The sequence below is a fragment of the Marvinbryantia formatexigens DSM 14469 genome, from assembly GCF_025148285.1.
Classification (GTDB): Bacteria; Bacillota; Clostridia; order Lachnospirales; family Lachnospiraceae; genus Marvinbryantia; species Marvinbryantia formatexigens.
Genome location: NZ_CP102268.1, coordinates 3222811 through 3237017, shown reverse-complemented (window position 1 = coordinate 3237017; position 14207 = coordinate 3222811). Strand labels below are relative to the sequence as shown.

Annotated in this window: 10 protein-coding genes; 1 reads left to right on the top strand and 9 read right to left on the bottom strand. The window is 50.7% G+C overall.

The window, feature by feature from the left end; genetic code table 11:
- Nucleotides 1–119 precede the first annotated feature (119 nt).
- Nucleotides 120–2555: a glycoside hydrolase family 94 protein gene (locus NQ534_RS15170; RefSeq protein WP_040782901.1), complete on the top strand. Its 2436-nt coding sequence runs from the start codon at nucleotides 120–122 to the stop codon at nucleotides 2553–2555.
- Between the two features lie 229 nt (nucleotides 2556–2784).
- On the opposite strand, the gene NQ534_RS15165 is transcribed toward NQ534_RS15170, so the two are convergent.
- The 9 genes from NQ534_RS15165 to NQ534_RS15125 form a co-directional block, all read right to left on the bottom strand.
- Complete coding sequence (locus NQ534_RS15165) at nucleotides 2785–3462, bottom strand: response regulator (RefSeq protein ID WP_006861653.1); 678 nt, start codon at nucleotides 3460–3462, stop codon at nucleotides 2785–2787.
- Between the two features lie 141 nt (nucleotides 3463–3603).
- Nucleotides 3604–3666: a putative holin-like toxin gene (locus tag NQ534_RS21760; RefSeq protein ID WP_242655341.1), complete on the bottom strand. Its 63-nt coding sequence runs from the start codon at nucleotides 3664–3666 to the stop codon at nucleotides 3604–3606.
- Between the two features lie 364 nt (nucleotides 3667–4030).
- A complete protein-coding gene (locus NQ534_RS21755; protein WP_242655340.1) occupies nucleotides 4031–4093 on the bottom strand; it encodes a putative holin-like toxin in 63 nt (20 codons plus the stop codon).
- 269 nt (nucleotides 4094–4362) lie between these two features.
- Entirely contained in the window at nucleotides 4363–5847 is a 1485-nt protein-coding gene (gene gltD / locus NQ534_RS15150) for a glutamate synthase subunit beta (protein ID WP_006861650.1), read from the bottom strand.
- Between the two features lie 12 nt (nucleotides 5848–5859).
- The gene (gene gltB / locus NQ534_RS15145) at nucleotides 5860–10398 is read right to left on the bottom strand and encodes a glutamate synthase large subunit (RefSeq protein ID WP_006861648.1); all 4539 of its coding nucleotides are present in this window, start codon (nucleotides 10396–10398) and stop codon (nucleotides 5860–5862) included.
- 375 nt (nucleotides 10399–10773) lie between these two features.
- Nucleotides 10774–11340, bottom strand: a complete 567-nt coding sequence (locus NQ534_RS15140) for a Maf family protein (protein ID WP_040783000.1) — start codon at nucleotides 11338–11340, stop codon at nucleotides 10774–10776.
- 193 nt (nucleotides 11341–11533) lie between these two features.
- Nucleotides 11534–11836 (bottom strand): hypothetical protein, encoded by a 303-nt coding sequence (locus NQ534_RS15135; protein WP_006861645.1) that lies wholly within the window; start codon nucleotides 11834–11836, stop codon nucleotides 11534–11536.
- A gap of 392 nt (nucleotides 11837–12228) precedes the next feature.
- Nucleotides 12229–12783 (bottom strand): GNAT family N-acetyltransferase, encoded by a 555-nt coding sequence (locus NQ534_RS15130; RefSeq protein ID WP_006861643.1) that lies wholly within the window; start codon nucleotides 12781–12783, stop codon nucleotides 12229–12231.
- Between the two features lie 161 nt (nucleotides 12784–12944).
- Nucleotides 12945–14192: a family 43 glycosylhydrolase gene (locus NQ534_RS15125; RefSeq protein WP_050778297.1), complete on the bottom strand. Its 1248-nt coding sequence runs from the start codon at nucleotides 14190–14192 to the stop codon at nucleotides 12945–12947.
- Nucleotides 14193–14207 lie beyond the last annotated feature (15 nt).

The following is a 14207-nucleotide window of genomic DNA, read 5'->3' as shown; positions in this document are numbered from 1 at the left end:
GAGTTTTTCTTTGCCGTGCTTTCTCTTATTTTTTCTCAACTTATTCGTTTTCGTTTTTAATTTTTCCGTTTTTTCCCGAATTGTATTTCGTATTATAAAATAATTTAGGAGGTCTCGCTATGAACTTCGGTCATTTTGATGATATGGCAAAAGAATATGTGATTACTACACCGGACACTCCGCTCCCCTGGATTAATTATCTGGGAAGCCGTGACTTCTTCTCCCTTATTTCCAACACCTGCGGCGGATACAGCTTCTACAAGGATGCCAAGCTCCTGCGCATTACGAGATACCGTTATAATTCCCTCCCGCCGGATTCCAACGGGAAATATTACTATATTAATGATAACGGAACCATCTGGAATCCGGGAACCATGCCCTCCCGCACACCGGTCGATTCCTATGAATGCCGTCACGGTATGGGCTACAGCCGCTTCTGCTCCTCCAAAAACGGACTGGAAGCCAATCTGCTTGCTTTCGTTCCGGTGGACGCCGCCTGCGAAATCAACCATCTGAAGCTGAAAAATACTTCTTCCGCAAAGAAACAGATTTCTCTGTTTTCCTATGTGGAATTCTGCCTCTGGAATGCCATCGATGACATGAACAATTTCCAGCGCAATTTAAGCATCGGAGAAGTGGAAATCGAGGGAAGCACCATTTATCACAAGACGGAATACCGGGAGCGCCGGAATCATTACAGCTTCTTCAGTGTAAATGTTCCCGTGGACGGTTTTGATACCAGCCGGGACGTCTTTCTCGGAGCAGGCAATGGAAACGCCATTCCGGACGCCGTCCGGGAAAAGAAGTGCCGCGGCTCTGTTGCCAGCGGCTGGTATCCGATTGCCAGCCATCAGATCAATCTTTCTCTCGCACCGGGCGAGGAAAAGGAATTTGTATTTGTGCTCGGCTATTGCGAAAACCCGGAAGAGGAAAAATGGGAATCGCCCGGCGTTATCCGCAAGGACGGCGCACACGCGCTTCTTGCGCGCTTTGCCACACCCCGTCAGGCAGAGGCGGCGTTCGCGCAGCTGAACGAATACTGGGACGGGCTTCTCTCCCGTTTTACGGTCGAGAGCGGCAACGAACATGTCAACCGCATGGTTAATATCTGGAACCAGTATCAGTGCATGGTTACTTTTAATATGTCACGCTCCGCATCCTATTACGAATCCGGCACCGGACGCGGGATGGGCTTCCGCGATTCCTGCCAGGACCTGCTCGGTTTTGTGCATCTGATTCCGGAGCGCGCCAGAGAGCGGATTCTGGATATCGCCGCCACCCAGTTTGAGGACGGAAGCGCTTATCACCAGTATCAGCCTCTTACAAAGAAGGGAAATCTGGACATCGGCAGCGGCTTCAACGACGACCCGCTCTGGCTGATTGCCGCCGTAGCCGCTTATCTGAAAGAGACCGGGGATTTTTCCATTCTGGATGAAGTGGTGCCCTTTGACAACCGCCCGGAGCTGGCACAGCCGCTTCTGGAGCATCTGTACCGCTCCTTCCGCTACACCTGTACGCACCTGGGTCCGCATAAGCTCCCGCTTATCGGCCGCGCCGACTGGAATGACTGTCTGAACCTCAACTGCTTCTCAAAAGAGCCGGGAGAGCCTTTCCAGACGACTGGTCCTTCGGAGGGTCCGGTGGCGGAATCTGTGTTTATCGCCGGTATGTTTGTAAAATACGGCAGGGAATTTGCCGAAATCTGCCATCAGACCGGCAGAACGGATTATGAAGAGGAAGCCCTCCGTGCCACAGAGCAGATGTACCAGAGTGTTCTGGATGCCGGCTGGGACGGGGAATGGTTCCTCAGAGCTTACGACGCCAGCTCCGAAAAGATAGGCTCAAAGGAGTGCAGAGAAGGTCAGATTTATATCGAGCCGCAGGGCTTCTGCGTTATGGCGGGCATCGGCGTAGAAGAGGGACTGGCGGAAAAAGCGCTGGATTCCGTAAAGGAACGGCTGGATACAAAGTATGGTATCATGATTCTGCAGCCCGCCTACACGCAGTATTATCTGAACCTCGGTGAAATTTCCTCCTATCCGCCGGGATACAAGGAAAACGCCGGTATCTTCTGTCACAACAATCCGTGGATTTCCATCGCGGAAACTGTCATCGGACGCGGCGACCGCGCTTTTGAGATTTACGAGAAAACCTGTCCCTCCTGCATTGAGCATATCAGCGAGATTCACCGGACAGAACCGTACGTTTACTCCCAGATGATTGCCGGCGCTGATGCCTTTTATCACGGGGAGGCCAAGAACAGCTGGCTGACCGGCACCGCCGCATGGACCTTTGTCAATATCTCCCAGGCAATCCTCGGCGTGCAGCCGGACTACGACGGACTGCGCATCGACCCCTGCGTGCCATCCTCCTTCGGAAGCTTCCGGCTGATTCGAAAGTTCCGCGGCTCCACCTACTACATCGACGTGGAAAATCCGGACGGCGTACAGAAGGGCGTCTCCGGAATCTCTGTCGACGGAAAAGAAATTGCCGGCAATCTGATTCCAGTGGAAGCCGGAAAAACAGAATATCACGTAACCGTGCGGATGGGATAAGAGCAGCGCGGATACACTGTCCCCGCAAAGCGGTCCGGATGCGGACAGGGCGGCGCAGATACGGCGGCACAGATACACAAAAACAGGAAAGAATGCAGTTTTGCGCTGCGCTTTCCTGTTTTTTAGCTTTTCTGATATATTGTACCTTTCCCTTATATGTCCGGGATTCTCCGCGCACCGGATATTTTCGCCATTCCTCCGTTTGTGCTTCGTTCCATACAAGAACAGCTTACACACCCAGGCGGTATCCCACTCCACGCACAGTCAGAAGAATCTGCGGGTTTGCCGGGTCATCTTCAATTTTCTCGCGCAGACGCTTAATATATACCGTCAGCGTGTTATCGTTCACAAATTCACCCGCCGCATCCCAGATTTCTTCCAGAAGCACTGACCGCGTAAGCACCATTCCTCTGTGGTTCAGGAAAATCAGCAGCAGACGGTACTCCATCGCTGACAGGTATATTTCCCTGCCCTCTTTTTCTACCGTTCCTTTCACCATGTCCACCGAAAGATTTCCTATTTTCATCACCCGCTGGCTCCGTCCGCTGCGGCGCAGCACTGTCCTCATGCGCGAAACCAGCTCTCGCGGACGGAATGGCTTGCTGATATAATCATCCGCCCCCATATCCAGCCCTGTGACCACGCTGAATTCATCGCCAAGCGCCGTCAGAAAAATCACCGGAATATCTCCCCGGCTCTTAATTGCCGTGCAGGTGCTGTAACCATTCCCCTGCGCCAGCGTGACATCCAGAAGCACCAGTGCAAACTCCCGTGCCTCCAGCGCTTCCATCGCCGCTGCCTGCCCGGAAACCGCCGTCACGCAGAAGCCTTCCTCCTTCAAAAATCCTGTCAGATTCTCCACAATCGCCTGGTCGTCCTCCACCAGCAAAACATCCGTAAAAACCATAAAAACCTCACAAAAAACTTGAATCAAAAAACAAATTGTGTTATAGTAAAAACAAGGAAGAACAACCGCCCACAAAGTGGTTAGCCTCCCGTGGTTGACTATAAGCCTACCCAGACCGCTAAGTACAAGGTAGGCTTATTTTTATTTTCGCCCGCTGTTTATGTAAGCAAGCAGTGTTACTACGAATATACCGAATGAAACCATTAAGGAAATCGCTTCGAATACAGACATTTCACACCACCTCCCTTCTTTTGCAAGTACGGGAGGCTCACCACCCTGTAACACGGTTGTCTATTATTTAGATTATCACATAAACATAATTTTTGCAACTCATTTATAATTTATTTAAATGTATCAAACATCTATCCCGTCGGACATTCTTCCTGCTTCGGAATCATCGGATACAATTTTCACCAGCAAACCATTCAAAAACCTCACAAAAAACTTGAATCAAAAAACAAACTGTGTTATAGTAAAAACAAGGAAGAACAACCGCCCACAAAGTGGTTAGCCTCCTGGTTTGGATTATAAGCCTACCCAGACGGCCAAGTACAAGGTAGGCTTATTTTTATTTTCGCCTGTTTTCTATGTAAGCAAGCAGTGTTACTACGAATATACCGAATGAAACCATTAAGGAAATCGCTTCGAATACAGACATTTCACACCACCTCCCTTCTTTTGCAAGTACGGGAGGCTCACCACCCTGTAACACGGTTGTCTATTATTTAGATTATCACATAAACACAATTTTTGCAACTTAATTTGCAATGTAATCATAAAAAGAGCTATATAGCATTTTTCTTCCTACACAGCTCTTTCTATATTATGATGTTGGGGTCAGAAGCCCTAAATATGATCTTTCCTTTCTTCAGCAGCGTTTGCACATCACGGAGCTCGCCTCTACAGATTTGTATATCCCATCAGCGATTCATCCACCGCTCTCGCCGCTTCGCGTCCTTCGCGGATCGCCCACACGACGAGCGACTGTCCGCGGTGCATATCGCCTGCGGTAAAGACGTTGGGGATGCTGGTCTGGTATTTGCCCGGATCGGTCGCCACGTTGGTGCGTCCATCAAGCGCTACCTTGAAGGCATCGGTCACATATTTCTGGGAACCAAGGAAGCCGGCTGCGATCAGCACCAGATCGACATCGACGATTTCCTCCGTGCCTTCCACCGGCACCATCACCGTGCGGCCGCTCTTTTCGTCGCGCTTGCCTTCCAGCTTCACAAGCTTCGCCTGGCAGACCTCGCCCTTTTTGTTAGCGATAAATTCCGTAACCGTCGTCTGGTAGACACGCGGGTCGTGCCCGAATACGGCGATTGCCTCCTGCTGACCATAATCGGTCTTGCAGACCCTCGGCCACTGCGGCCAGGGATTGTTTGCCGCGCGCGTATCGGGCGCCTTCGGCATCATCTCAAGCTGCAGCACGCTCGCCGCGCCAAGGCGGATAGAGGTGCCGACACAGTCATTTCCGGTATCGCCGCCGCCGATCACCATCACCTTTTTGCCCTTTGCAGATATAAATTTTCCGTCCTCAAAATTGGAATCCAGCAGGCTCTTTGTAGTCGCCTTCAGAAAATCCACCGCAAAATAAATGCCCTTTGCCTCGCGTCCCGGCACCTTGATATCGCGCGGGTTGGAAGCGCCGCAGCAAAGCACTACGCGGTCGTAATCCTTTAGGAGCTGCTCCGCCGGAATATCCTCTCCGATATTGGCATTTGTCACGAAGGTAATACCCTCCGCCTCCATAATCGCCAGTCGTCTGTCAATGATATGCTTTTCCAGCTTCATGTTCGGGATTCCATAGCGCAGAAGCCCGCCAATGCGGTCGCTGCGCTCAAAAACCGTTACGGAATGCCCCCGCATATTAAGCTGCATTGCCGTAGCAAGTCCGGACGGACCGCTGCCGACCACCGCCACCTTCTTGCCGGTGCGCACCTTCGGCGGATTGGGCTTTACCAGCCCCTTCTCGTAAGCGTTCTCGATAATTGCACGCTCATTTTCCTTCGTTGACACCGGGTCTCCGTTCAGATTACAGGTACATGCCGCCTCGCAGAGCGCCGGGCATACGCGCGATGTAAACTCCGGGAAGCAGTTCGTCTTCATCAGACGCAGATACGCCTGTTCCCAGTTTCCAGTATAAACAAGGTCGTTCCACTCCGGCACCAGATTCTTCAGCGGACAGCCGGACGCCATACCGCCGATCATCATGCCCGACTGACAGAATGGCACGCCGCACGCCATACATCTTGCCGCCTGCTGGCGCTGCTTCTCTCTGGAGAGCGGAGTATGGAATTCATTAAAATTTTTGATACGGACCTTCGGGGAAACCGCCGCTGCAGTCTCCCGTTCATAATCCATAAATCCTGTTGGTTTTCCCATCTTCGTCTCCTCCTATCCTTTCTTGATGGCGTTGAACGCCTCAATCTGTGCCTGCTCGCTGCTCAATCCCTTTTCCTCCATCTGGATAATCGTGTTCATCATCCGTTTATAGTCGTTCGGGATAATCTTCTTAAACTTCGGCAGATATTCTTCAAAATGCTCCAGAACCTCCTTGCCCTTCACAGAATTTGTGTAAGCCACATGGTCCTGAATCATCTTCTTCAATTCTTCCACATCATATTTGCTCGTCATCTTTTCGATGGAAACCATCTCTTTGTTGACCTTCTTATAGAGGTCGTTGTCCTCATCCAGCACATAGGCGATACCGCCGCTCATGCCCGCCGCAAAGTTTTTGCCGGTTTTTCCGAGGATGACCGCCCTGCCGCCTGTCATATATTCGCAGCCGTGCTCGCCGACACCCTCTACCACCGCTATCGCGCCGGAATTGCGGACGCAGAAGCGCTCGCCTGCCACGCCGTTGATGTAGGCGCTACCGCTGGTCGCGCCGTAAAGCGCCACGTTGCCGATGATAATGTTCTCATCCTGCTTGTAGGTAATGCCCTTCGGCGGATACACAATCAGTCTGCCGCCAGACAGTCCCTTGCCAAAATAATCGTTGCTGTCGCCCACCAGCTCCAGGGTAAGTCCCTTCGGGATAAATGCGCCAAAGCTCTGACCGCCCGCACCGGTACATTTCACGGTAAAGGTATCGTCCTCCAGCGTATCACCGTACAGCTTCGTAATCTCCGAACCGAAAATCGTTCCGAACGCACGGTCCACATTGGATACATCCACCTCGATGCTGCGTTTCTGCTTCTTCTCCAGCGCACCCTTCAGCTTCTTCAGCAGAATCCGCTCGTCCGCCGTCTTCTCCAGATGGAAATCGTAAACATGCTCCGGCTCAAACGTGCATTTCTGTCCGACATACGGATTATCAAGGATGGCGCTTAAATCCACACGCGCCGCTTTCTCCTTATAGAAGCCCTCGCCCTTTCTTAAAAGGTCGCTTCTGCCGACCAGCTCATCGACCGTGCGCACGCCAAGCTTCGCCATATATTCACGCAGCTCCTGCGCAATAAATCTCATAAAGTTGATGACATATTCCGGTTTACCGCGGAAACGCTTGCGCAGCTCCGGATTCTGGGTGGCAACGCCCACCGGACAGGTATCCAGGTTGCAGACACGCATCATCACGCAGCCCATCGTTACCAGCGGAGCGGTGGCAAAACCAAACTCCTCCGCGCCGAGGATCGCCGCAATAGCAACGTCGCGTCCGCTCATCAGCTTACCGTCCGTCTCGATGCGCACCTTGTTGCGCAGCCCGTTCATCATCAGTGTCTGATGCGTCTCGGCAAGTCCGAGCTCCCACGGAAGACCGGCATTGTGGATGGAGCTGCGCGGCGCCGCACCGGTACCGCCGTCATAACCGGAAATCAGGATTACCTGCGCGCCCGCCTTGGCAACGCCCGCCGCAACAGTGCCCACGCCCGCTTCCGACACCAGTTTTACGGAAATACGCGCATCTTTATTGGAATTCTTCAAATCATAAATAAGCTGCGCCAGATCCTCAATCGAATAAATATCATGATGAGGCGGCGGGGAAATCAGGCTTACGCCCGGCGTTGAATGCCTTGTTTTGGCAATCCACGGATATACCTTTCCGCCCGGCAGATGTCCGCCCTCGCCCGGCTTCGCGCCCTGCGCCATCTTGATCTGCAGCTCCTTGGCGCTCACCAGATAGCGGCTTGTCACGCCGAAACGTCCGCTCGCCACCTGCTTGATCGCCGAACTGCGGTCGTTTGCCGTTCCCGCCGACGCCAGACGCTCGTCGCTCTCGCCGCCCTCGCCGGAATTTGATTTTCCGTGCAGACGGTTCATGGCGATTGCCAGTGTCTCGTGCGCCTCCTGCGAAATCGAGCCGTAAGACATTGCGCCCGTCTTAAAGCGCTTCACGATTTCATCCACGCTCTCCACCTCATCGATGGGCACGCCCTCCTCCGGATAGTTAAAATCCATCAGACTGCGCAGATAGCCGGATTCCTCGCGGTTTACGCGCGCCGTGTATTCCTTGAACATCTGATAATTGCCCTGCTTCGTCGATTCCTGCAGCAGATGAATCGTCAGCGGATTGTAGCGGTGCTCCTCGCCTTGGCTTCTCGATTTGTGACGTCCGATGCTGTTCAGCGTCAGATCGTTGCCCAGTCCCAGCGGGTCAAACGCTTCGTTGTGCAGCGCTTCTGTCTGGTTCTCGATATCCTGCAGTGTGATGCCGCCCACACGACTAACTGTTTTTGTAAAGTATTTGTCGATTACTTCCTTGCTGATGCCGATCGCCTCAAAAATCTGCGATCCCTGGTACGACTGGATGGTGGAAATACCCATCTTCGACGCAATCTTGACGATTCCGTGCAGCACCGCCGAATTATAATCGTTGACTGCCGCATAGTAATCCTTCTCAATCATCTTGTTATCGATGAGCTGACGGATAGTCTCCTGCGCCAGGTACGGATTGACTGCGCAGGCGCCATAACCGAGCAGCGTTGCAAAATGATGCACCTCGCGCGGCTCGCCGGATTCCAGCACGATGGCAAGCGACGTTCTCTTCTTCGTTTTTACCAGGTACTGATGCACGGCGGATACGGCAAGCAGTGACGGAATCGGCACATGATTCTCGTCCACACCGCGGTCAGTCAGCACAAGAATGTTCGCGCCATCGCGGTGCGCCTTGTCAACCTCCACAAACAGACGCTCAATCGCGCGCTCAATGCTGGTGCTCTTATAATAAGTGATCGGAACCTCCGCTACCTTGAAGCCATCCACCTTCATATGCTTGATTTTCAGCATATCGGTGTTCGTCAGAATCGGGTTATTTACCTTCAGCACTTTGCAGTTCTCCGGCGCTTCCTCCAGCAGGTTGCCGTCCTCACCGATATAAACGGTGGTCGACGTCACGATTTCCTCACGAATCGCGTCGATGGGCGGGTTTGTTACCTGCGCAAACAGCTGTTTGAAGTAATTAAACAACGGCTGCTGCTCATCGGAAAGCACCGCCAGCGGCGTGTCGATACCCATCGAGGCAATTCCCTCCGCCCCGTTTAATGCCATGTTGCGGATGGAAGTGCGGTATTCCTCGTAGGTATAGCCGAATGCCTTCTGCAGCCTTGCACGCTCTTCATCCGTGTACTCCGGCACGCGCACATTGGGGATTTTCAGGTCTGACAGACATACCAGATTGCTGTCCAGCCACTCTCCGTAAGGCTCGCGCGATGCATAGTATTCTTTCAATTCCTCGTCATCAATGATTTTTCCCTTTACGGTATCAATCAGAAGCATTTTACCCGGATGCAGGCGCTCCTTGCGGACAATCTTTTCGGGCGGAATATCCAGCACACCCACCTCGGAGGATAAAATCATGTAGCCGTCGTTTGTGATGTAGTAGCGTGACGGACGCAGACCGTTGCGGTCGAGCACCGCGCCCACCTGGTCGCCGTCGCTGAACATGATAGCGGCAGGACCGTCCCACGGCTCCATCATGGTCGCATAATACTGATAGAAATCACGCTTGTTCTGCGAGAGATTCTGGTTGTTCGCCCACGGCTCCGGAATCAGAATCATCATGGCAAGCGCCATATCCATGCCGCTCATGATAAGAAATTCCAGCGTATTGTCCAGCATGGCAGAATCAGAACCCGCCATATTGATGACCGGCAGCACCTTGTGGAAATCATCCTGCAGATACGGGGACGCCATCGTTTCCTCGCGCGCCAGCATCTTGTCAGCGTTGCCGCGGATGGTATTGATTTCTCCGTTGTGAACGATAAAACGGTTCGGATGCGCTCTCTCCCAGCTCGGATTGGTGTTCGTACTGAAACGGGAGTGCACGGTGGCAATCGCCGATTCGTAATCCGGGCTCTGCAGATCGGTGAAAAACTTGCGGAGCTGCCCTACCAGAAACATGCCCTTGTAAACAATGGTCCTGCTGGAGAGGGAAACGACATAGGTATTCTCGTTGCTCTGCTCAAACTCGCGGCGCGCCACATACAGCCTGCGGTCAAACGGAAGCCCCGCCTCCACATCCGCCGGCTTTTTAATAAACGCCTGCATGATGTACGGCATTTTGTCGAGCGCCTTCTGTCCGAGGATTTCCGGCACCGTCGGAACGGTACGCCATCCCAGAAACTCCAGTCCTTCCTTGTTCAGAATGATTTCGAACATTTTCATTGCCTGTTTTCTCTTCAGCTCATCCTGCGGGAAGAAGAACTGTCCGACGCCGTACTCGCGTTCTTTGCCCAAAGAAATACCGAGGGCGTTACAGGTTTTGGAAAAGAATTTGTGCGAAATCTGTAAAAGGATTCCTACACCATCCCCTGTTTTTCCCTCGGCGTCTTTGCCGGCTCTGTGCTCTAAGTTTTCTACAATCTTTAAGGCATTTTCTACGGTCTCTCTGGTCTTGATTCCCTTAATGTTTACGACTGCGCCGATTCCGCAGTTGTCATGCTCAAATTCCTGCCGGTACAGCGGCGGAGCCTTTCGTGTGCTCTTGTTTGCCATAACCCTCTTCCTTTCTTTCACGGCGCACAGTCTTCGGGGCTTTTCTCCCGTTTCTGCCTCTGCCGTATTTTATGCATCATATCAATTCATTTTTTCGATTGAATTTTATTTTGCATTTTATTTACGCATTATCATACACCCTTTTTCTTCAGTTGTAAATAGGAAATTTTTATAGAGTTGTCAGATTATTAGACTTTATGTATCTCTATCCATTTTTTGTAGTGAATTGTTCTGAATTGTTCTTCTCATTCGTGCAAATGCTGCATAATAACACGGTTTTAAAGGAAATTTTTTCGAATAAAAATGTGACCGGCCTGCTCTTTTTCTCTCCCAGGATGTCCCCGCAAGCCGGCGCTTTCCTAACTTCCATTAATGTCATTCTGCTATATGGCATGCTTTCAGCTCCTGCCACAGTTTCCCGACCGGCAGCCCCATGACGTTGTAATAGTCCCCGTGAATTTCTTTTATGTAAACCGCAAAGCTGCCCTGGATTCCATAAGCGCCCGCCTTGTCCATGCAGTCGCCGCTCTCTACATAGGAACGGATTTCGTCATCCGTCATCGGATAGAAAACAACCTCCGTTTTTTCATAAAATGAGCATACTGTCTGTGCGTCGCGGATTACCGTGACGCCGGTGTAGACCTGATGCGCTCTTCCCTGCATTTCTCGCAGCATCTGCATGGCGTGTTCCTTTGTTTTTGGCTTTCCGAGCACCTGCCCGTCCAGCACGACGATGGTGTCCGCGCCAAGCACCAGACACCCCGGATGCTCTTCCACCACGGTCCGCGCTTTGCAAAAGGACAGTTCTTTCACAATTTCTCCCGGCTCTGTTTTTGTGATGATTTCTTCCGCACCGCTTTTGATTACCTCAAACGGAATGCCCGCCTGCTCCAGAAGCTCGCTGCGTCTGGGCGAACCGGACGCCAAAATTATTTTTTCCATATTTTTCTCCTTTTCCCATTCCCCTGCCAATCAGCTATATTATCTGCCGTGTACATACGGGCGCAGTGCTTCATTTTCACTTTGCCTGTATGCGCCCAGCGCGGGTCTGCATTTTCATTTTGTCTATGTGCACCCAGCGCGGGACTGCATTTTCATTTTGTCTGTCCGCCCCGGCTGGTATGGACTGAATTTCTTACAGACGGATGCCCTGCCAGGTCAGCCAGTGCACAAACAGAATTTTTCTCAGCCCGAAGATAACGGTTTCTTCGTATTCCAGGCGGTACGGCGGCAGCAGTACGCTGCCATACTCCGTTTCATGTGCCCGGAAATGCTTTTTTTCGATAAAGAACGCTGCCCGCTTTTCGTCAGCCAGATGCACATGCAGCTCTGTCACTTCAAAGTCGGAATTGTTGCTTGTGATGACCTCCACAACAATTTTATTTTTTCGTCTGCGCTGCATGTATTCCTGCAGCGCGGGTTCGTATACAAATTTCATGATTTCCCCGCCTGTATGTATGATGAAAGTGTTCTGTGATATCTGTTATTCAACACAGAATGTCCCATGACATTTGTTATCCGATACAGAATATCCCGTGACATTTGTTATCCGATACAGAATATCCCGTGACGTCTGTTATCCCCGGACGCTGTCAGGCACGAAAATACGACCGGCTTCCCTTGCTTCACTGCGTTTTATCTGCCCGGACATCGTTCGCGATAAATTCGTCTGCTCCTCGTCCGGGCACAAAACTTGTGAAGCGCAGTCGCCGGTCTATCATTTTCTTTGTCTGACAGCGTCCGGGGATACAGCCTGCGCCTCGATATTCCATCACAAAAGATTGAATCATGCTTCTGCCAGCTGTTTTTTCAAACTATTACCCACAGAATTTATTGTTTTCTGCCGCGCTCCCACTCTTCTTTTGTCAGCAGATTGATATAATCCGTCCGTTTTTCGTGCAGAAGCGGAACATCCACATTTTTCTCGGTCCGCTGATAGCGGAAACCGCATTTTTCCTGGACACGGCGGGATTTACTGTTTCCTTCGTAATAGCCACACCAGACCTTTTTCATGCCAAGGTCCTCAAATGCGCGGCGAAGCAGCTCTTTCGCCGCTTCCGGCACCAGCCCCTGTCCCCAGAACGGCTTGCCGATCCAGTAGCCCAGCTCACATTCATCCTCTTTTTCAGTAATATCCGTATGACCATTTAGCATCAGCTCTATCGCTCCGATTGCCCTCCTGTCTGTTTTCAGGCAGATGGCGTATGCTTCCTCTCCGGAGAAGACATTTCTGATAACCTCCCTGCTTTCCTCAATGCTCTGATGAGGCGGCCAGCCCGCAATCGGACCGACATCCGGGTCTTTTGCGTATTCATACAGACTTTCCACATCGCTCTCCTCCCACCGGCGCAGTATCAGTCTTTCTGTTTCTAAAACTATGCTCATATTTCCTCCCTGTCCGCAAGCTTTCAATGTGCTCTATTTTAACACAATCCCGCTTTTTTGTACAGACCGGCAAAGACCTTTCCAAAAAAAACAAAAAACCGGACGCTTTCCCATGCAGGAATTCGTCCGGCAACAAAATATATTACTATTTCTGTATTTGCTTAACCTACTGCAAACTGTAAATCTACAATCTGTAAATCTTCTTCTGTACCGTCAAAACACAAATACAATGCATGTCGACCAGATACTTGTTTTATCAGCTTCATACAATTTTTTCCTGTTCGGAGATTCCCCTGCGCTATCAACTGTCCTTCCGGATTATCTAATCTCACAAAAACCTTACAGTTTTTTCCCTTCCGGCATCGTATAACCAACGCCGTTTCCCGTCCATCAAACTGCAGGTATTTATATGCCGCCCAGTCACCGGACTTTATATGCCCCAGATATTCATAAAAGGTCTCCTCTTTGCCATCTGAATCAATATAAATTCCTCCATGCAGCAGACACGCATTCGCTGCATCCATGCAGACAGACGCTTTAATCGGACCATGAATTCCCTGCGTTGTCATTTCCACCTCTCTTATCAGCCCATTTTCATCAAAATAAATCGGCTCCACGCACACGCGTCTGCTAAATTCACTATTATGTGTAGAGCGATGATAAAACACATACCACTGTCCGCGGAATTCTGCGATAGAACCATGATTATTCCAGCTTCCAGGGTCACATCCCGTATTATCAATAATAATTCCCTGTTTTTTGAAAGGACCAAGCGGTGAAAGGCTGGTGGCATATCCGATACTCGTTGCTCTTCCTCTGGAAATATCTGTGTATACCAGATAATATATTCCGTTTCTCTTCCTCATAGAAATTCCTTCATGGAAACCATGCTCTTTTTCTGTAAGAATTCCATCAATAATTGTTTCTTTTTTTATCGCTCTCTTTTCAATATCCAGAATCCCTGCTTTTGCCGATACCTGACCCCAATAATAATATACTGTTCCATCGTCATCTACAAATACTGCCGGGTCTATCTGTGTTCGGTCTGCATATTTAATTGGTTTTGCCCCGCAAAATGGTCCTTGCGGATAATCACTGACAGCAATTCCTTCCTCCCCCTTTGACTGACAATAAAACAGATAATATTTACCATCTATGTACATACAGTCCGGTGCATACAGAATACCTGGTTCCGCCGCATGGTTTTCTCCTTCTTCCCTGCCTGTAAAAGAAATTCCCTCATTTCTCCAGACGCATAAATCATCTGAAGAAAATACCCGATAAATATCACTGCAATAGTACCTCTCTCCCGGCCAGTCATTTGACCCATATAAATACATTCTTCCATTGTTCCACTGACGTGCTTCAACATCAGGAATATAATATTTTTTCGGTAATATCGGATTCACTTGTAAGCTTCCTCC